The sequence below is a fragment of the Salirhabdus salicampi genome, assembly GCF_024259515.1.
GTDB lineage: Bacteria > Bacillota > Bacilli > Bacillales > Alkalibacillaceae > Salirhabdus_A > Salirhabdus_A salicampi.
On record NZ_JANBWE010000001.1, the window covers coordinates 23,347 to 44,487 of the forward strand.

The window sequence follows — 21,141 nt, forward strand, 5'->3', positions numbered from 1 at the left end:
GAAATAAAATAGATATGGTTTTAGGAGGATTTATGGACAAAAACGATTTATTACAATTTAATCATTCAAATATTCAAGAACTCATTCGTTTTATAGATCAAAAGGCTGGTGCTTTGTTAGTTATTTATGGATTTCTATTTACAGCAACTATTGAATACGCTAAGAAACTTTCATTTATAAATCCATTTAACCTAAATAATGGTTTCATAACAACTTTATCAATTGTTGAATTAGTTACAGGTTTATTACTTATTTATTTACTAATATATCAAATTTATATAGTACTTTTTCGAATAATTAAGCCAAGACATGCAAGTAATTACACTCAAGAAGAACTTTCAATTATTTACTTTGACCATATTTCCAAACAAAATAAATTTGAATATATTAATCATATTGAGCAATTACCTGAAGATAACCTAAAAACATTTATACAAAGAGAATTGGCAACACAAATACATGAAATTTCATCTATTATGAGCCAGAAGTCCAAAAATCTAAACTCTTTATTAAACTATTTATTTTTTTCGATATTCTTACTATTATTTTTTATCTTTATCTCTAATTTTATTTGAAATTACATAAACTGCTTGTGTTAATATTCAATTAACCAAATGGGGCGCTTATTTTGATTAAAGAATGAACTCATTAACTGCACAGTACAACGATACTATGCAATAGAAAATGATACCCGCTCCTGTTTCCGACCAGAGGCGGGATTTTTCATTTCTATATTTATTATAAAAGGAGAGAGTGCAGAATAGCTTCTGCTTAGTTTAATAATAAGTCCTAATACTAACTAGCGCAAAAAACGAAGAGGACACTGGAAATGGAGAGGAATTTCCAGGAGAATGAAATAAACCACCTACATTTACAGTACCTAATCTCAAAGAATACTAACACAGGCGCAAAGAAGCTATAGAATAAGACAAGAAGATGAATGTTGAAACTGCTCGTTTGTCCTGAAAAGAGGAGCGGGTATATTAGGTTAATTAAAATTTAAGATTCTCTATGAGTCAATTTTAGAAAACTTAGGTACCTTCATCAGACTGTTATCTCTGGGGTTTCAATTGGGTGTAGATAAATGATCAAAAAATGGAATATTGCTACAATAAACTTAGTTACGTCTCATATAAACATATACAATGTATGAAGATAGATATAGAAAAGGGGATTAAATTTATATTTTCATCTCTTAAAACATAGGTTTATAAACAAAAAGAGCGTTGTGGAGTGTGCAAACATTCCTGCAATCGCTTAAAATGGATTGTATTACATATAAATAGCTGGGTGCATTAATTATAGAATAGATGTTTAAAATCAATAGGTGTTTTAAGAACTATCTAGTCAGTGTTGTTTTTTTGTATTTTATGACTCCCTTCTTAAAATTATAAAGGATGATTTAATGCAAACATACTTAATATATTTTAGTGAATTTTTATTAAACAGTATAGTGTTTAACTTAATAAGTAATAGTGACTCAAATAATACTGGTTTTATAATGACATTAATATACGGTATTGCTGGTGGAATCTTATCTCTCGTAGGAATTTTAGCATTTTTTATATCAATTAATATTCAACCAGTTATACAAAATCAACGAGATTTGTGGCTGAAAATGCAAGAGCTAAGTAATAAACTAGATATTGATGATTTTAATTTGAATACAAAATTAGCATCTGATTTTGTAAGCAAATATAAATTATATAAAAAACTCGACTCTAGTAGATTTTGGTTAACTATGATTTCAATTGTGGTTTGTATAATTGCGATAGCGGTGGCATGTTATATTTGGTTTATGGGATTCAAGTACTTGGGTATACTTGGTAATCTCAATAGTTTAGATTTAAAAATATCGTATAAAGGTACAATTCTTGGCATTATAACTTTGGTTTTATTCTGCGTACTTCTTTCAACACTATTGCTTTTAAAGAGAATTAGTGGGGTTCCAGTTGCCAAGGATTTAATAGATAGTAAAATGATTAATCAATCTAATATTGACACTATAAGACTCTCTGCATGGTGCATGAAATTGGAAGTTGTAAAAGGCACTCTATTAGTGAATTCCGATATTCCTTTTAGAAATGTACATATCATAGACAAGGAAAATAAAATTATTGATCCAATTGGAGAAGAAAATAAAAATTGTGTTCAAACATGGAGTGCTGGGAATATAACAGATATAAAATTAAAAATAAAGAAAGTACGAATTGCATTATTTGATGGGGAGAAATTAGGATATGAGTTAGTGTTTGATTTTGATAGTTGTTTAAAAAAACCATGTGCTCCCGTTCAAATAAAACCAATGATTGTAATAAAACTGGGTGACAGTTATACCAGACACTATGTATCGGAAATCTTACGTTAGGTGTAGCATCAATACATGGTGAATTCTAGATAGTTTCTCACTAATTGTCTATTTCAACTACATATGTTTATACACTAATTATGTTTTTACACAAATTTTACACATGCCCTCGGCAAACCCTTGTTAAATTAGGGTTTTCAAGGCTATCTCTAGACCGACCACCGGTGTTTACATACTAAAAAATTCTATTAAATCAATGCTTAGGAGCAATTATCTGAGCATTGATTTTTCACTTTATTGGAATAAAGTGAAATGTTAGTCGTTCAGACTACAATAAACGATTATTAGTTTTACCTGATACAATATAAATAATGATGATATTTTCACATATCCGATACATCCTATGAATAGTGGATTGATGATTAAAGGAGTAGATCAATGAGTGATTTGTTTGTTAAAGATGGTAGTGAACCATTTGTTTTATTTTCATCAACTCATATATTAACTATGGCAGTTATATTAGCTCTTTGTATCGGTATGTATTTATTCAGAAAGCAGCTAAAGCGTGGCTTACCAAACAAGATATTTAGGTTCGGCATGGCAACTATTTTAATTATTTCTGAAATAAGTTTAATCTGGTGGCTTCTTACTGTAGGCGATTGGTCACTTCAGTATTCATTACCACTTCATTTAAGTAGCCTTTCACTTTTTTTATCAAGTATTTTGTTAATTACAAGAAACTATCGTCTTTTTGAATTTACTTATTTTGTTGGTATCGGAAGTGCATTTCAAGTTATGCTTACACCGGACATTCAAGCCTATACGTTTCCTCATTTTAGATATATACACTTCTTTGTTTCGCATGGAGGAATTGCAATTGCAAATTTGTTTATGGTACTAGTGGAAGGGTACCGGCCAACATTCAAGTCTATCTTCAAAGCATTCCTGTATGTGAATTGTTATTCGTTATTTATTTTTATTGTGAATGTAGTTATAGACGGTAACTATATGTATATTATGAGAAAGCCTATGAACCCATCCGTATTCGATTACTTAGGGCCATGGCCATATTATATTATCCCTTTAGAAATCATCACCTTAGCAACGTTTCTATTATTGTATGTTCCATTTTATATTAGAAAAATAAGAGATAGTTCCAGGTAACTAAGTTCAGAAACTAAATATTGATACTGTGTCCAAAATAATCTTTAAAAAGATATGTTAAATGTCAATGGCGATGCCTCAGTTTTTCTCCCTTTTGGTATATTTTTCATTGCTCCTTCTTGGATATCCATTTTTACTATATTTGATTTTTTGTTAAAAGGCTTAGAAAATAATTTTTCTATTAATAGTGTGTGTTTTTAGTAAGTAAAGAATTTAAACAGGGTCTACATTTCTGCACGTTATATATTGTTCCAACATTAAATAACCAGTACTATATAATTAACAGAAAATAACAAGTGAGGGATTATATGAGTGCAACTAACAAAGTAAAGTATATCTCAACAACAGTGTTGTCAAAAGAATTAAAAATGAATGTAAAAGAAATATTTGAAATCCTACTTAAAAATGGAATGATTAAAAGAGTCGATGAAAATTGGATTCTCACTGATAAAGGGAAACAAATAGGGGGAACGGTTAAAAAGCATCCAAAGGCTGGTGAGTACATTGCTTGGAATGAGAACATAAAAGAACATAGCATATTTCGACCAGCTAATGATGACGTTCTTCTGAATGCAACTGCATTAAGTAAACACTTTGGTGTATCCAAGTTTAAAATGAATCCAATCTTATCGGAACTAGGATTTATTCAAAAAGGACTCAAAGGTTGGACAATAACTAAACTAGGATTGAGTTTAGGTGGAAAACAATTGGAATATGATAAGACAGGAGTGCCATATGTAAACTGGCCTAAAAGTATATTAAAGAATAAGAGACTGGTAGAAACAATGAAAGAGTTGCAAGGTAACGAGACTGAAGAAGAGAAAGCTTCTAATCAAGATAATCCTTTAGGATTTAGAGAAAAGTTCGAAGCCAAGCACAGAACAGCTGATGGTCATTATGTTCGTTCAAGAGCAGAAATGTTGATAGATAATTGGTTATACATGTCTGAAATTGTACATGCATACGAAAGAAAATTGCCAGTTGAGGAAGATATTTATACTGATTTTTACTTGCCAGTTGGAAAAGTGTACATAGAATATTGGGGATTAGAAGATGATCCAAAATATGCGGCAAGAAAACAAGAGAAACTAAACATCTACGAAAAATATGGGTTTAATTTAATAGAGTTACATGATACTGATATTCAAAACCTAGATGATATTCTACCAAAGAAACTGTTGAAATTTGGGATTACCGCATATTAGAAATATAGCTCAATATTAAAAATTAACTTAAAATTAGAATTAGGAAATGAGGGGCAGAAGGAAAAACTGTTCAGCAACATACCAGGACAAGGTTACCTACACCTTGTCCTAATATTATGTTAATGTAAAATAATAGTAATTAAACAATAAGAGGTGTTAATTATGCCTACATACAATAAACTGGTACGAGACAAGATTCCTGACATAATTAAAAAGTCTGGGAAAATCTTTACTAGTAAAAAGCTTTCTAATGATGAATATATAGAAGCTTTGTATAAAAAGTTATATGAAGAGATAGAGGAATTAACTAAAGCAAACTCGCAGTCTGAAGTAGTGGAAGAAGCTGCAGATGTTTTAGAATTGCTTTATGCTTTAATGAAAGTAAATGGAACTTCTATAGAAGAGCTTGAAAATGTGCGAGCTGAAAAAAAGAAACATCGAGGAGGATTTGAAAACCGAGTTTTCCTTCAGGAGGTTAGTGAATGAGTCATAAATTAAAAGTAGGTGAATTAAAGGAGCATTATTTGACGGACGAGGATATTTGGAGGATTTTTACGATTGTATTATCGAGTAAGTCGGTAAAATCCTCTACCTATAAATATGCACTGATTAAGGCATTAATCGAAAACCTATATCAAGTTAATGATCAGTTCGAATTAACCTATAATCAACTTGCTTATTCTTTTACTAAAGTGTATTGGAATTTAATTGTTCAACACAATCTCGTTAAACAAAATCGTGGTAAGAATGCTAGAGTTGTAACCATTATTAAGGACGTCCAATCCAAATACCAAATACCGACTGATTTCAGTTTTGATAAGTTAAAAGAAGATATTCAAATTAATCTCATATCCGAAGTGAAAGCGACTATGAAGCAAAATGTGTTTGGTGCATTATATGGGGATACACAAGGCAAGTTCTATGCTTTTGAACATCGTTCAGAATACTTTAAAATAAACCCTGCTGTACATCGCTTTATGTTGAACTATCAAAGGCTCATCGTGAACCTGACGAATTACCATATGGCAGCAATGATCGAAAAACTTAATGATATTCCAAGCATAAACTACCTTCTCGGAAAAGTAGAAAGCATAGCCAAACGGTCATCCTTACGTCCCTTTGAAAAAATTTTGCTAAACCATTTTGAGCATACTTGTTTCTATTGCGGCAAGACCCTATTAAGTGGAAAAAGACAAACGCATGTAGATCATTTTATCCCGTGGTCATTTGTTCAGTCGGACCAACTATGGAACCTGGTTCTATCATGTAGCACATGTAACAGTTCAAAAAGTGACAAACTCCCTGAAAAGAATTTTCTTTGTACTCTAATTCAGCGAAATAATGAACTGCTATATAAAAAAGAACATACTAACGTCGGAAATCTAATGACGAATTATAAAGACAAGAAAGTTATTCTACTTTATGATTACTCCATTAAGAACGGGTATGATCAAATATGGAGTCCTGGTTAAGACTTTTTAGATGTAAAACTTTCGTATATACATAACATTATGAGTTAATTTTTTATTGCTAAAAAATTATAAAAAAAATAGGGAGGACTTTTATGTGGGGGCTTATTATAATATTAATTTTTTTTGGTTTAGTTAAACTGAATTTTCACAAAATAAAGGGATTCGTTGGGGAAAGTTATATAAAAAACAAGTTAAAAAAATTAGATCCAAATAGCTATAAAGTTTTTAATGATGTGTACGTGCCTACTAAAGATGGAACTACTCAAGTTGATCACATCGTTACTTCTCCGTATGGCATTTTTGTCATAGAAACGAAGCATTATAATGGATGGATTTTTGGTAACGAAAACCAAAGATATTGGACACAAGTTATTTACAAAAGAAAAGGGAAGCTTTTCAACCCGATTTGGCAAAATAAAGGACATATACAAGCCTTATCTGAGTACTTAAATATAAAGAAAAATGCTTTCTACTCGATAGTCGCTTTTTCTGGACAATCCACCTTTAAATTTAAAGATCCTTTCAACAGGCTGATGTTATACATTTCAAACAATTGCTTGAAACCATTCGCGGTGAATCAATCATAAAATTTAATACTCTTGAGATGAAGGCTATTAATAAAGAAATAGAGAGTCTAATCATTACTGATAAAAAGGAATTAAGACAAGTACGAAAACAACATATCAAATCAGTAAAAGAGAAAACATCTAATCGTGTAAACAAGAAGAAATCAAGTCCAAAAAATATAAAAACACCTACAACGAAAACAAAAACTAATAGGAGGAGAACCAAAGTAATACCGCTTAAAAAGGAACAACATGTAGAAACTTGTCCTAAGTGCGGTGGGGGAATAGTAGAAAGACGCGGGAAATATGGCAAATTCTTTGGTTGTAATAATTATCCTAAATGCAAATATACAGTAAAATCAGGATGAGGAGTATATATTAGTTACCTATAAAAATTAATCGCCTACCAGTTTTGTTTTGTTGGGTGGCTGAATCTTTTTATCTATGACAAGCGTGTGACAAAGATTTAAAAAGTCCCTTCTCCTCCATTAGACCAATTATATATCATCGACTGCATGCTCAAATGTACCTCGTAGATCCATATCATGCTAATTCAATTGTGAAAGTTTCTGTAGTTGATTCCCCTTTTACCTGAAGGTTATAATTGGAGAATTTATGTAAATACAAGACTTCTTTTAAAACAATAACTGATAGCGAATGGAACAGCTTTAAGCATATCTAATGTTGTATGGTTATTCAGTTAATAGATAGTAAGGGGATCCCCATTACTATTCGTAAGGAGACTTTAATTGTTGTGATCAAAGAAATTAATTGGAATATTATAGTAATATTATAGTTTTCTAGATCTATAGGATTATTTGTTCCCACTTTGTAAAACCACACATAAAACGTCTGTTTAATATTAAAATACAACAGCATTCTTTATCCTACTGACAAAAGGAATGTAGCCTACGAGCTACATTCTTTTTTGTTGCATATCAGGGTTTGTTTGCCAATTTATACGAATGGCGAGCGTTAATAAAAATCGGCATTTTTAGTTAATATCAATAAGTATAGTTATTAATCAAAATTTTTAAAAAATTTAGTTAATTGTATTGACAAACTTGAATTATCCTTATATTCTTAAACCATACATTTTAGTGGTATGCTGTACCGTTATTTGGAACAGCTATTTTTTTATAGCGTTATGTTAACGCTTACAATGCGTAAGGGAGTGAATTGGATGAGCACAAACAGTATTAGCAATAGTGGACCACTTAGAGATATTAAAATATTAGATTTCACACGTGCATATGCTGGTCCGTTTTCCACTATGCTTCTTGCTGACCTTGGAGCAACGGTAATTAAGATTGAACCCCCAGAAGGAGATTTTATCCGTGAAATTGGACCATTTGTCTCTGAGGAAAATAAAGATGGAGGAATTGGTGGTTTTTTCAACAGTGTTAACCGTAATAAACGAAGTATTGCAGTTGATCTTAAGACAAAGGAAGGTCAAACCGTTGTACATGACTTAGTTAAAGAATGTGATGCTTTAATTTGTAACTTTAGTACACCTAAAGTAATGAACAAGTTTAATCTAGATTATGAACAAGTGAAATTAATGAACCCTCAGCTTGTATATGTATCAATTAGTGGTTATGGTACAAATTATGTCGTTGATTCGAAGTATGAAGGAAAACCGACTGTAGATATTATGATGCAGGCGGAAAGTGGAGCCATGAGTATTACTGGCTCAGAAACAGGAGAAAATTATAAGATTGGTCCAGGTGTCGGTGATAGTTATGCAGGAGTAATGGCGGCAATTGCGCTATTATCTGCTATTATTGAACGACAAAATTCAGGAAAGGGTCAATTTATTGATATCGCAATGCTAGACTCTATGATTCATCTTTGTGAGCGCATTGTTTATCAATACTCTTATACAGGAAAGTCTCCTAAACCTGAAGGAAATAGGCATCCATTTCAAGCGCCATACAGTATCTACGATACAAAGGACGGAAAAATAGCCATCGCTGGTCTTCCTGACAGGTACTGGATAAGATTATGTAAAGCAATGGATAGAGAAGATATTTTATCAGATAAACGTTTTGAGACTTCAATAAAAAGAAGAGAACACCAAGATGTAATTGATGAAATTATTACTACATGGACAACACAATATACAAGAAAAGAAGCAATGGAGATTTTAGACCACTATGGATGTCTTGCAGCACCTCTTAATAAAGCTGAGGACTTATTTCACAATGAACATGTTAAAGCAAGAGAAATGTTAATTGATATAGAGGCAAATCCATTTACAGGAGAAAAACGCAAAATTATCGGTGTGCCATTTAAATTTTCTGAAACTAAGGCAGAGATAAAACACCGTGCACCATTGATTGGTGAGCATAGTCAAGATACTTTAAGAGACCTATTAAACTATTCTGAAGATCAAATTAACGATTTAGTAGAAAAAAATGTTATTAAGATCAAAAACACAGATGTCAAAATGTCAAACAATATATAAGGGAGGCAATTACAATGAGCCAACAATTTCCTCAAGGTGTTGCTGTTGTTGGAGTTGGGGACACCGATTACGGCAGATTATACAGAGAAAGGGATCTTGAATATCCGAGAGATCCATATGATTTAGCTTTACAAGCTTTCAAATCTTCCCTTGATGATTCCGGGCTATCAAAGGATGAGATTGACGGTGTTATCTGTGTCCGTGATGTATCTTCTTATGAAACTTTCTGTACAAAAGCGGGAATTAAACATCCTCGGTTGGTAAACTATCTTTTACCAGAAGGAAGGCAATCAGGGCTAGCTCTTCAGTATGCTGCGATGGCCGTATCTTCGGGTATGGCAAACAATGTACTAATAATTTATTCAAATGTAGGAAGGTCAGCTGGTGTTAATTATGGTTCTTCTGGTGATGGAGCTGACCCATTTGGTTTAGTTCATGGTATGACTTCACCTGGTGCACATGTTGCTTCTATGTTTGAAAGGTATATGTATGAGTATAATGTAACGCCTGAATCTTTAGCAAATGTAGCAATTTCAAATCGTTACCATGCATCAATGAACCCAAATGCTGTATTTAAGGAGCCGCTTACTGTTGATGATTATATGAATTCACGATACATTGCTGAACCGCTTCATCTATACGATTATTGTCTTATTAATGATGGTGCAGTCGCGATTATTGTCTCTAGTGTAGAAAAGGCTAAATCATTACAAAAACCAGTTGTCGAATTACTTTCCACTAGCACTTGTGGAGATATGGGACCAACTTATGCAAAAGAGGACTTCTTTTATAGTGCATTACAAAAGGCTTCAGATGATGTATATTCATTGGCTGGTGTTTCTCAAGAGGACATTGATTGTTTACAAATTTATGATAATTTTACACCTGTTGTATTTTTTGGATTAGAAGGAATCGGTTTTTGTGGAAAAGGGGAAGCACCAGATTATTTAAAACAGTATGGCTCAATGGTTGGTAAGAGTTCTTGTCCAATTAATACAAGTGGGAGCCATACATCCGAAACCTATATGCAAGGATTTAACCTCCATGTTGAAGCTGTAAGGCAACTTCGTCACGAATGCGGGGAAAGGCAAGTGAAAGATTGTGAACTAGTTCAATATGTTTGCCCATCGCCAATAGTAAGTTCTCATATTTTAGCTAGACGATAAATTTATAAAGGGGTGATTAAATGAGAGAAGTAGACCGAGAAGATGTTGGTAACCTTATGGAACACGCTAATCAATTTTCCAAACCTTTTTGGGATGGTTTAAAAAACAAGCAAATAAAATTGCAAAAATGCAATGATTGCACCCATGCCCAATTTCCACCTGGACCTGTTTGTTCAAAATGCTTATCAAACAACATCTCTTGGATTAGCTCAACAGGTAAGGCTAGAGTGTGGTCTAAAATTGGTTTTTGGAAACCATATTTAAAACCTTATACAGATGTTCCTTACTATGTAGTCATGGTCAAATTGGCAGAAGGTCCAATGATCACAGCTAGGATTTCAGAAGAACACCATTCTAAAATTAATTGTGATTCTGAAGTAGAAGCAACATTTTTTGACACGGTAGATGGGACAGTATTACTTGGATTTAGACCAGCTGAAGCTTAGTGAAAGGAGTTATTTTTAATGGAAATAATAGATAAGCAGTTAACGACTTTTATTAAGAACTCCAAATACGAAGATTTCCCTGAACAGGCAATTTATTCAGCAAAAACAGCCATTATAGATTGTTTAGGTGTCGCTGTTCATGGTGTAACTACAGAAGTAGGAAAAATTATAATCAATTACACAAAGGAATTCGAATCAAAGCCTACATCATCCATCCTCGGGACTAACGGTCTCAAAACATCTCCAGAAACAGCTGCTCTTACAAATGGTACTCTTGCACATGCTATTGATTTTGATGATATTAATACAACATTAATCGGACACCCTAGTACAAATTTAGTACCCTCTATATTAGCTTTAGGAGAGTATTTAAACTGTAGCGGTAAGGATTTAATATTAGCCTATATTGTAGGTTTTGAGGTGGAAACAAAATTAGGGAAAATTTGTAATCCTTCACATTATGAGTCAGGTTGGCATTCCACCGCAACATTAGGAACCTTTGGAACAACAGCAGCATGCGCCAAATTGTTAGGACTCTCTGAAGCTGAAATAGATATGGCATTGGGTATAGCAGGTTCCCTTGCCTCTGGTCTAAGGGATAACTTTGGAACGATGACAAAACCTCTTCATGCAGGCAAGGCTGCACAAAATGGAATTACAGCATCTTTATTAGCTAAAAGAGGTTTTACAGGAAATCGTGAAATTATTACTTCCCCTAAAGGATTCCTGGCACTATTTAATGTCGATGAAAATATTTCAAAAACAGCGAATTTAAAGATGTTATCCGATCTAGAAATTATTAATTCTGGAGTTGTAATTAAAAAACATGCCTGTTGTGGATCAGCACATTCAGCGATTGATGGAGTTATTAAAATTGTTACTGAACATGACATCAACTATGAAGATATTGACAAATTACAGGTCGAAATTAATCCATTAGCTCTAAATATTTTGATTCATAATAAACCTGAAACAGGATTAGAAGGTAAGTTTAGTATGGAATACATGTGTTCAGTTGCAGCAATTGATCGAAAAGCAGGGATTAAGCAATTCAATGATAATAGGGTGAGACAGCAAGATGTTCAAGATTTTTTGAGTAAAGTAGAAGTGATTCCAAATTCTAATTTACCCATATTAAATTGGGTAACAAAGATTAATATTACTTTAAATAATAGTCATGCGTTGTCAGAAACAATACGAGTACCGATTGGGTATCCTGAAAATCCACTGTCTAAAACTGAACTTGAAGAGAAATTCTCTGAATGTGTTGAAGGTATTTTAAATCATGACCAAATTAAATTGGTATTTAATACCATAAATTATTTGGAAGACCTAGAAAACGTAAAAACATTAACAAAATCTTTAGTACAGACTAATAGCCTATCACACTCTTAAGTTGATAAAGTGATAGACAAACAGCATGAAATCTACTTATTTAAAAATTTAGGGAGGTTTTTAAATGAAGGGATTTAAAGTTTTAGCAGTAGTATTCTTATCTTTACTTATGATTGTTACAGCAGCGTGTAACTCTAAAGGAAACGAAAGTGTAAGTGGTAATTCAGGATCAAATTCAGGATCAAATGAAGGATCAGAAACTACAAATTTTAGTGACATGAGCTTAACGTTTGGTAGTGCAACAGCAACTGGAAACTGGAGAATAGCAATGGCAGCTACTTCACAAATTTTAAAAGAAAATCTAGGTATAGAAGCTTCTGCACAAGTAACACCAGGTGCAGACACTGAGAGTGCAGTAGGTGTAAGAGAAGGAATATTCAACGGTGGGGTAACTTCCACTCTTACTGCTGAACGTTTTGCTGAAGGTGGAAATGAACCATTTATAGAACCCTTTCAACTCAACCATTGGTTTTATATAGGAGATATGTATTGGAATAGCTTAGTGTCGAAAGATTCTGGCATTACTACAATTGATGAATTTGCAGGACACAAAATCGGTGTACACTCTCCAGGTACAATCAATTATATCTTTAATAGCGAAATTTTGTTTCCTGCCCATGGAATGTCAGTTGAAGATTTAGAAGCAGAATTAATTGGTACGTCTACAGCGATTGAACATTTAAAAGATAAAAATATTGAGGGTATGTCACATGCACGTGGGCCAAGTGGAGCGATTGTTGAGTTGACAATGGCTAGAGATTTAGTTCTTGCACAACCAACCCCGGAAGCAATCGAGTGGGTTAAAGAGAATTATCCATGGGCAGGTCCAGTAAAAATGCCAAAAGATGTTTACCCAGATTTAGAAATACCAGAACCGGGCTTAGTATTTTTAATTCCAACAATGTCTTATTTGGATCCAAATTTGCCTGATGATCTTGTTTATGAAATGACTAAACAGGTGATGGAAAACTTTGAAGTAATTCAAAATGCGGGAGATGCTTTTAAAGATATTAAGCCAGAACATGCACTTCAGGGTGCAACGAAGAAATTCCCACCGCATCCAGGCGCACTTAAATACTATAAAGAGGCTAATATTCCTGGATGGGAAGAATTTGAATACTTACTAGAAAATTAATCATCAAAAATTGAAGGGAGTTACGTAACTCCCTTCAATAAACTTATTTTTGATTATTTATACAATCAAAAATAGAGAGTAAAGGAGGTTAATAACTTGCTAAATATTAATATGAAAAATATGAGAATATATTTGTTTACGGCTATAGCAGGAATATTATTCTTTTATTCCTTATGGGTAGGTATTTTTGGAGCCCCACACTTTCTCATTTACAGACCTAGATGGCTTATGATGTTATTAATTCTCGGATTTTTGTTTTTGCCTTCTAAGGTTTTTAAACAGGGTTCTTTATCTGAAAAATTGTTTAACAGTGTTCTTATTATAGGAGCTATTGTAACCTGTTTATATGTTGAGATTAATTGGCTTAAGGTGACAATGCGTTTCGGTGTGAACTGGACTGAGACGATTCTGGGGTGTGTATTGATACTGATAGTAATGGAACTAACTAGAAGAACAGCTGCTAAAGCCTTAAATTATATATTTATATTTGTACTCCTTTATGCATTATTTGGTAATTTAATTTCAGGTTTATTCAACCATGGTGGTATGAGTATTAACCGAGTAATAATGACTGAGCTTTATACTCATGAAGGACTTTTTGGTTCTGCATTTGGTGTAGGGACCTACTTTATAGGTCTGTTTATCTTTTTTGTAGCCTTTTTAGAAGTTAGTGGTGGGGCTGATCGGTTTATGAACTTCACCTTAGCTTGTGCAGGAACACTAACAGGAGGTCCAGCTAAAGTAGCCGTAATGGCAAGTGCATTACTAGGTATGATTTCAGGAAGCAGTGTTACTAACATTGTTACTACGGGGTCTATTACAATTCCAATGATGAAGAAAAGAGGATTTCAATCACATACTGCAGCAGGAATTGAATCTACAGCCTCATTAGGGAGCCAGATTACACCACCTATTATGGGGGCAGCTGCGTACTTAATAGCAGAATATACGGGTCACTCCTATCTAGATGTAATGTTAGCAGCTTTAATCCCATGTATTTTGTTTTACTGGGGTGTTTATTCTCAAGTCCATTTCCGGGCAATTAAAAATAATATTAAAGGCATACCAAGAGAAGAATTACCTGACCTTAAAAAAGCAACAATTGGTGTATTGCCATTTATTGTACCTATGATTATTTTAGTAATACTATTATATAACAGGTATAGCACACAACTAGCAATATCAGCAACTATATTCTCATTTTTCGTAGTGTTGTTGTTAGATAAAGAGTCAAGACCCAAAATTTTAAAAAGGTTTATAGAAGGTTTACGAACCGGGGGAGAAAATATTCTTCCAGTTATGTGTTCGCTCTGTGTGGCAGGTTTAATTATTGGATTATTAACTATAACCGGATTAGGAGATCGTTTAACTTTTATTATTTCTGAATTATCCGGTGGCAGCTTTGTATTAACTGTTATATTCACAGCACTTGCAACGATGATTTTAGGTATGGGCATGGTCACTGTTGGTGCATATATTTTTGTTGCGACATTAACTGCACCATTATTAGAATCAATGGGAGTACCTCTGCTTTCAGCCCATTTGTTTATCTTCTATTTCGCTGTACTAAGTGCAATTAGTCCTCCAGTTATGATAGGTGTGTTCGCTGCTTGTGGAATAGCAAAATCCAAATTAATTCCAACTGCACTGGCAGCACTCAGATATTCTATCATGGCTTTTGTTGTCCCATTTTTATTCATATTCAACCCTAGTCTTCTTATTTTAGAAAACGGGCTTACATTAGATACACTTTTTTATTTTAGTACAACATTCATTGGGGTACTTGGAATAGCATCTAGCTTTGAAAAACAATCTTTTTTTGGCAAAGTAAAGAATTGGGAGGCAGTAGTTTTATTTCTATCTGGTAGTGCCGCCTTACTTACACACAAAACCTTTAGCATTATAGGTGTTATAATTCTTGCGTTAATTTATTCAAAACTTTTTATTGACAGCAAACGTTCATTAAATTCGTCTCAAACAGTGGATACTAATATTTCCAGCTAAATAAAAAGTTAATTATGTTTTAAAACTAAAATATCAGTAAGAGGTGTATGTGTTGAATAAAAAATATAAAGTTGCTGTTTTACCTGGGGATGGTATAGGTCCTGAAATCATAAATGAAGCAGTAAAAGTCCTTTCTGCAATCAAAAAGGGAATGAATATATCTTTACAATTTGAATATGCAGATGTTGGTGGGGTAGCTTATGATAATTATGGTACGTCTTTACCTGAACAAACTTTAAATACATGCAAAGACTCTGATGCCATACTATTCGGAGCAATAGGCGGTCCGCAGTATGACAATATCTCAATTGAATTAAGACCAGAAAAAGCACTACTAAAATTGAGAAAAGAATTAGGTTTATATATTAATAGTAGACCTGCACTTACCTTTCCGTCATTAATTAATCGTTCCCCAATTCGACGTGAGATCCTGAAAGACGGTGTGGATATTTTGATCGTACGTGAACTTTCTAGTGGTCTTTACTATGGTGAACCTAAGAAAAGAATATCTAGTGAAGAAGCAGTGGACACTATGCGTTATACGAAAACAGAAATTAGCAGAATCCTAACATACGCATTTGAACAGGCTCAACAAAGGGACAAAAAGCTAACTGTTGTTGATAAGGAAAATGTGCTTCAAACAAGTAAATTGTGGAGAGAGGTGGTATCTTCATTTGAATCATCTTATTCAGATGTAGAGGTAGATTACATGTATATTGACAACTGTACTATGCAATTAGTTATGAACCCACATCAATTTGATGTCATTGTCACTGAAAATACATTTGGAGATATTATATCTGATGAGGCTTCTGCACTAACGGGATCCATTGGTATGTTACCATCTGCCAGTTTAGGTGGGCAAATTGGGTTATACGAGCCAATCCACGGGAGTGCCCCAGATATTGCAGGAATGAATATAGCAAACCCTATTGCAACTATTCTATCTGCTTCTATGATGCTGGAAAACAGTTTTCAATTAGCTCGGGAAGCCGAAATAATTAGAAAAGCCATCAATAATGTTTTAGAAGCAGGTATTAGAACACCAGACATTTCACAGGAAAACAGTCAAGTCGTTAGTACAAGTGAAATGGGCGACGCTATTGTTCAAGAGATAAATAGATTATTAATAACAAATAAGGTTGTGGAATAAATGGGTAATAGATATAAACTATTTACCGGTATCATTCCTCCAGTTGTGACTTTATTTGACCAAAATGGTGACATTGATTGGAAGTTAAATTTTCAATTAACCGATTGGCTTATTAATAAGGGTGTCCATGGAATATTATTTTTAGGAAGTACTGGTGAGTTTTCAGCTATGACAATAGAAGAACGTAAATTGTTCACAAGAGAAATGACGCAATATGTAAATAAACGTGTTCCAGTAATCATTGGTTCTGGAACAACTTCATTGAAAGAGACAATAGAGTTATCCCAGTCAGCAGAGTCCTTTGGGGCTGATGGAGTAATGGTTGTAAGTCCATTTTACTGGAATTATACAGAGGACCAATTATTTGAATATTTTAAAACAGTTGCAAATAATCTTTCCATATCAGTACTCTTATATAATATTCCTCTACTAACGGGACAAAGTTTATCCAGTGATCTTATTACGCGATTAGCTAACACTTGTGAAAATATTATAGGGGTTAAGGACACGATTGATAGTATTAGTCATATTCGAGAAGTCATTTTAGGAATTCAAAAAATAAGGAAGGATTTCTCTGTATTTTCTGCATTTGATGAACATATGTATCCTTCACTAGTATTGGGGGCAGCCGGTTCAATTAATGGTTCTGCAGTTTTCGCACCAGAGCTATCTGTTAAGTTGTATGAATCATTTCAAAAGAACAACTATTCACAAGCAATACAGTTGCATCAAAAAATTGTAAAATTAATGGATATATATAAGTTTTCAACTCCTTTTTTCTTAGGAGTAAAGGAAGCAGTACAACAACGTGTCTTAAAATGTCAAACATCCCATCGTATTACAGTGGATAATGAAGATCTTAAAGAAAAAGTCAATCGCTATTTAATAAGTAATGGGTTGAACTAACGAGTTTAAAAGTAGCTTTATCAGTACTTTAGACGTACGAAAGCGAAGATAGGATATATAGTTTTCAATTAAATAAAACATAAAGTTAAAAACATGAGGTGAATAACTCTATGAGCAGCAGTATTAATAAAACTGGCGTAATTAGTAAAGCATTTAAAATTATTAATGTGTTTATTGACGAAAAACCGGAATGGGGAGTTAGGGAATTAGCCAACTATTTGAATGTACCCACGAGCACATTACACAGGTTTTTGCTTCAATTACTCGATATAGGAGTACTAGAATTTAAAGAATCTACAAACAAATATGTAATTGGTTCAGAATTAATTCGTATTAGTTCAGCAGTTTCTTCTAGAATCGATATTAAGAAAATAGCAAGGCCTTTACTCAAGGAATTAGTAGATAAGCATAAGGAAACAGTTTGTTTAGTACTCTATCACAAACAATCGAAAAAAGTATCTTTTGTTGAAAAGGTGAACGGCCCAGATCCTCTTCAATACATGATTAATTTAGGAGAACTGCACGCAGTTCCGTATGGAAGTACAGGAAAAAGCATCATGGCTTATTTAACTGATGAAGAATGTAATTCTATTTTAGAAGCCGAAGGATTTTCTGATGCTGAAATTGAAAAATTTAAGGAAGAATTAAGAGATATTAGAGAGAAAGGCTATGCTTCTAGTGTAGGAGAAAGGTTCAAAAGTTCTAAAGGTGTATCTGCACCAATATTTAATGCGTCCGGAAATCCAATTGGCTCCTTAGCGTATACAGTTCCAATAACTAGGATGACTCATGATGTAATCGAGATTGCATCTGACTTAAAAAGTAGCGCTTTACAAATATCTCGTTTATTAGGGTATACGGGTACAATATATTAATCATTACTTGTGGTGTATGAAAGATGTTTTCTTATTTAACGAATAACAAAGGGGGAGAACTAATGGAAAAACAGTTGATTAATGGTGAACTGGTAAATGGTAGGGGGAACCCTTTTGAGGTCACAAATCCTGCAACTGAAGAAGTCGTTGGCGTAGTTACTGCTGCTGATACCACCCAAACAAAGGAAGCGTTAGCGGCAGCACAATCGGCCTTTAAAGGATGGTCAAAAGAGCCATTAAATAAACGATTAGAGCTTTTCAATAGTTTTTTACAGTTATATAAGGAGCACCAAAATACTATTATTGATTTAATGATGAAGGAGATAGGGAAACCATTACCAACAGCTATTGCTGAGTTCAATACTTCTGTTAGTATATATGAAACATATGCAGCAGAGGTGAAGCATGTTTACGGTGATATAATGCCAGATTATAACAGTTCATTTGGCAGTGCGTACCATTATATGGAGAAACGCCCTATCGGAGTTACAGTAGGGCATCTTGCTTGGAACTGTCCGATTATGAATATAGCCTTAAAATTAGGTCCAGCTCTAGTTTCAGGATGTACCGTCATAATAAAGCCGTCTAGTAAGTCACCTTTAACTGGTTTGTTCATTGCGACGTTATTAGAAAAAGTAGGTTTTCCAAAAGGGGTTGTTAATATTTTAACAGGTCCTTCTGATGTAGTCGGGAAAACGTTAAATGAAAGCACTGTTCCTCGATTAATCACATTAATTGGATCCAGTGACACAGGGCGTAAAGTTATGGTGGAAGGTTCTAGTTCAATAAAAACTTATTCTTTAGAGCTAGGGGGAAATGCTCCTGCTATTATTCTACCAGATTCAGATATAAAGGAAGCGGCGAAATTTTGTGTGAAACGAAAGTTTACCTCTCTTGGAAACGCGGGTCAAGCTTGTGGAACTATTAATAGAATTTATGTGCATGAAGAAATTAAAGATGAATTTTTATCAGCATGTCTTAAAGAAACCAAAAAAATTAGGGTTGGTTGGGGAAAAGAATACTCAGATGGATTAGTAATGGGTCCATTAATTACTAAAGAAGACCGCGATAGAATGTTTGATCTTATTGAAGAAGCAGTAAATAAGGGAGCAGAGGTAGTCTATGGCGGTGCCGCTCCTGAAAAACATCGTAAAGGCTACTTTTTCATGCCAACGATTTTGGATAATGTTAGTGATGAAGCAAATCTAATTAACGGAGAAACTTTTGGTCCAATTCTGCCTTTCTTAACTTTTAGTGATATAGATGATGTATTAGCCCGAGCGAATAACACTGATTACGGGCTTGTTTCATATGTTTTTGGACATCATACACAAACGGTATACAAATGTATAGAAGAACTTGAATCAGCACAAGTTTTTGTGAACGGAGCCGGAAAACAAACAAATCATCCCCATTTTGGTTGGAAGGAAAGCGGTGTTGGATATGACTATGGGTCTTATGGTTTAAGCGCTTATTACCAAATGAAAAAGATTTCATTTAAACCATAATATTATGGCTTGAACACTTAGGTTTGTAATTTATTGTGGGAGGTCGTTTAAAATGAAAGGTAAATTAGTTTATTTAACTAGCCCCTTTAACACTGAAGTCCGTGAATATCCGATTCCGAAAGCAGAGCCAGGGGCGGTTGTACTAAATATGCTCCGTGCTAGTGTCTGTGGTTCAGATCTAACTACTTGGCTAGGATTACATCCGCGTACAAGCAAAGATTACCCAATTGGTCATGAAGGGATTGGTGAAATCCATGAATTAGGAGAAGGTGTATCGAAAGATAGAGCAGGCCAAGAAGTAAAAAAAGGTGATCGTGTAGCTTTTGTTTATTATCCTACTTGTATGGAATGTTTTTCTTGTTTAAAAGGGAGATTTGACCAATGTACAGCCTCAAAATATAACTATGTTCCAACTCCAGACGTTTACCCACATTTTATCGGAACATTTGCCACACACCACTATTTATTTCCTAATCAATATTTTTTTAAGATTCCAGATAATGTCCCCAACGAAATAGCAGCATCTGCAAACTGTGCACTTTCACAAGTCTATTGGGGGTTAGAAAAAGGAAACCTAACTTCAGGTGAATGGCTTGTCATTCAAGGTGCAGGAGGGCTTGGATTGTATGGTCTAGCTATCGCTAAAGTAAAGGGGGCTAAGACAATTGTAATAGATTCAGTTACCTCAAGGCTTGATTTAGCTAAACGTATGGGGGCTGATTTTATTATTAATATTAATGATTATTCTTCTATGGAAGAACGGGTAGAAAGGGTAAAAGAAATAACAGACGGGCAAGGTGCGGATATAGCCCTGGAAGTTACGGGGGTACCTGAAGCTTTTAAGGAAGGTGCATATATTATTGCCCCAGGCGGAAAATATGTTGAGCTAGGAAACATATCACCTTCAAAGAAAACAGAAATAAGCCCAGCTATCTTTACGAGAAAAAGTATTACCATATATCATGCTCTTCGTTATCCACCAACTTATTTATACAAAGCACTACAATTTTTATCAGATTATAAAGATGATTTCCCCTTTCATGAATTCACTGAAGATAAAGTTTTCTCACTAGATGAGTTTGATAAAATGATGGATTTAGTAAACAAACGACAAATCACACGTGCTGCAGTTGTTCCTAACAAAACAGTTTTTGCATAATCTATGAAATATAAGTACTATTTAAAAATATAGTTAATATCTGGGGAAAACTGTAGTTCTTCGGCAACACCTTACATTGCTGAAACCCTATCAACAATAGACAAACAGCACCTAAACATGTTAGGAGTCCCCTACCAGTTTAGGTGCTGTTTTCATCTTGTTAATGATTTTAATTAATGAATTTCCAATGGTTGTTCGATCGGATCAGACTA

19 protein-coding genes are annotated in these 21,141 nt (G+C 33.8%); all 19 read left to right on the plus strand.

Annotation, left to right across the window (positions count from 1 at the left end; all coding sequences use genetic code 11):
• Window positions 1-32: 32 nt before the first annotated feature.
• The 19 genes from NLW78_RS00175 (at window position 33) to NLW78_RS00265 (ending at window position 20,929) form a co-directional block, all read left to right on the plus strand.
• Window positions 33-575, plus strand: coding sequence for a Pycsar system effector family protein (locus NLW78_RS00175; protein WP_254494253.1), 543 nt, complete (start codon window positions 33-35; stop codon window positions 573-575).
• Window positions 576-1,405: 830 nt separating this feature from the next.
• Entirely contained in the window at window positions 1,406-2,368 is a 963-nt protein-coding gene (locus NLW78_RS00180) for a hypothetical protein (RefSeq protein ID WP_254494254.1), read from the plus strand.
• Window positions 2,369-2,746: 378 nt separating this feature from the next.
• Window positions 2,747-3,472, plus strand: a complete 726-nt coding sequence (locus tag NLW78_RS00185; RefSeq protein ID WP_254494255.1) for a YwaF family protein — start codon at window positions 2,747-2,749, stop codon at window positions 3,470-3,472.
• 308 nt (window positions 3,473-3,780) lie between these two features.
• Window positions 3,781-4,677, plus strand: a complete 897-nt coding sequence (locus NLW78_RS00190) for a glycerol kinase (protein WP_254494256.1) — start codon at window positions 3,781-3,783, stop codon at window positions 4,675-4,677.
• A 162-nt stretch (window positions 4,678-4,839) separates the two neighbouring features.
• Window positions 4,840-5,163, plus strand: a complete 324-nt coding sequence (locus NLW78_RS00195) for a nucleoside triphosphate pyrophosphohydrolase (RefSeq protein WP_254494257.1) — start codon at window positions 4,840-4,842, stop codon at window positions 5,161-5,163.
• Window positions 5,160-6,149, plus strand: coding sequence for an HNH endonuclease domain-containing protein (locus NLW78_RS00200; protein WP_254494258.1), 990 nt, complete (start codon window positions 5,160-5,162; stop codon window positions 6,147-6,149). The genes NLW78_RS00195 and NLW78_RS00200 overlap by 4 nt, the downstream gene beginning before the upstream one ends.
• 92 nt (window positions 6,150-6,241) lie before the next feature.
• The gene (locus tag NLW78_RS00205) at window positions 6,242-6,736 is read left to right on the plus strand and encodes a nuclease-related domain-containing protein (RefSeq protein ID WP_254494259.1); all 495 of its coding nucleotides are present in this window, start codon (window positions 6,242-6,244) and stop codon (window positions 6,734-6,736) included.
• Window positions 6,737-6,753: 17 nt separating this feature from the next.
• On the plus strand, window positions 6,754-7,083 hold the full coding sequence (locus NLW78_RS00210) for a topoisomerase DNA-binding C4 zinc finger domain-containing protein (RefSeq protein ID WP_254494260.1): 330 nt from the start codon (window positions 6,754-6,756) through the stop codon (window positions 7,081-7,083).
• 815 nt (window positions 7,084-7,898) lie between these two features.
• Complete coding sequence (locus NLW78_RS00215) at window positions 7,899-9,182, plus strand: CaiB/BaiF CoA transferase family protein (RefSeq protein ID WP_254494261.1); 1,284 nt, start codon at window positions 7,899-7,901, stop codon at window positions 9,180-9,182.
• A 14-nt stretch (window positions 9,183-9,196) separates the two neighbouring features.
• Window positions 9,197-10,348 (plus strand): thiolase family protein, encoded by a 1,152-nt coding sequence (locus NLW78_RS00220; RefSeq protein WP_254494262.1) that lies wholly within the window; start codon window positions 9,197-9,199, stop codon window positions 10,346-10,348.
• A 20-nt stretch (window positions 10,349-10,368) separates the two neighbouring features.
• Window positions 10,369-10,794, plus strand: coding sequence for a Zn-ribbon domain-containing OB-fold protein (locus NLW78_RS00225; RefSeq protein ID WP_254494263.1), 426 nt, complete (start codon window positions 10,369-10,371; stop codon window positions 10,792-10,794).
• Window positions 10,795-10,812: 18 nt separating this feature from the next.
• Complete coding sequence (locus NLW78_RS00230; RefSeq protein WP_254494264.1) at window positions 10,813-12,189, plus strand: MmgE/PrpD family protein; 1,377 nt, start codon at window positions 10,813-10,815, stop codon at window positions 12,187-12,189.
• Between the two features lie 64 nt (window positions 12,190-12,253).
• Window positions 12,254-13,324, plus strand: a complete 1,071-nt coding sequence (locus tag NLW78_RS00235; protein ID WP_254494265.1) for a TAXI family TRAP transporter solute-binding subunit — start codon at window positions 12,254-12,256, stop codon at window positions 13,322-13,324.
• 96 nt (window positions 13,325-13,420) lie between these two features.
• Window positions 13,421-15,328, plus strand: a complete 1,908-nt coding sequence (locus NLW78_RS00240) for a TRAP transporter permease (protein ID WP_254494266.1) — start codon at window positions 13,421-13,423, stop codon at window positions 15,326-15,328.
• A gap of 52 nt (window positions 15,329-15,380) precedes the next feature.
• A complete protein-coding gene (gene leuB / locus NLW78_RS00245) occupies window positions 15,381-16,481 on the plus strand; it encodes a 3-isopropylmalate dehydrogenase (RefSeq protein WP_254494267.1) in 1,101 nt (366 codons plus the stop codon).
• A complete protein-coding gene (locus NLW78_RS00250) occupies window positions 16,482-17,387 on the plus strand; it encodes a dihydrodipicolinate synthase family protein (protein ID WP_254494268.1) in 906 nt (301 codons plus the stop codon).
• A 110-nt stretch (window positions 17,388-17,497) separates the two neighbouring features.
• Window positions 17,498-18,262, plus strand: coding sequence for an IclR family transcriptional regulator (locus NLW78_RS00255; protein ID WP_254494269.1), 765 nt, complete (start codon window positions 17,498-17,500; stop codon window positions 18,260-18,262).
• A 62-nt stretch (window positions 18,263-18,324) separates the two neighbouring features.
• Window positions 18,325-19,770, plus strand: coding sequence for an aldehyde dehydrogenase family protein (locus NLW78_RS00260; protein WP_254494270.1), 1,446 nt, complete (start codon window positions 18,325-18,327; stop codon window positions 19,768-19,770).
• A gap of 52 nt (window positions 19,771-19,822) precedes the next feature.
• The gene (locus tag NLW78_RS00265) at window positions 19,823-20,929 is read left to right on the plus strand and encodes a zinc-binding dehydrogenase (RefSeq protein ID WP_254494271.1); all 1,107 of its coding nucleotides are present in this window, start codon (window positions 19,823-19,825) and stop codon (window positions 20,927-20,929) included.
• The last annotated feature ends 212 nt before the right edge of the window (window positions 20,930-21,141 follow it).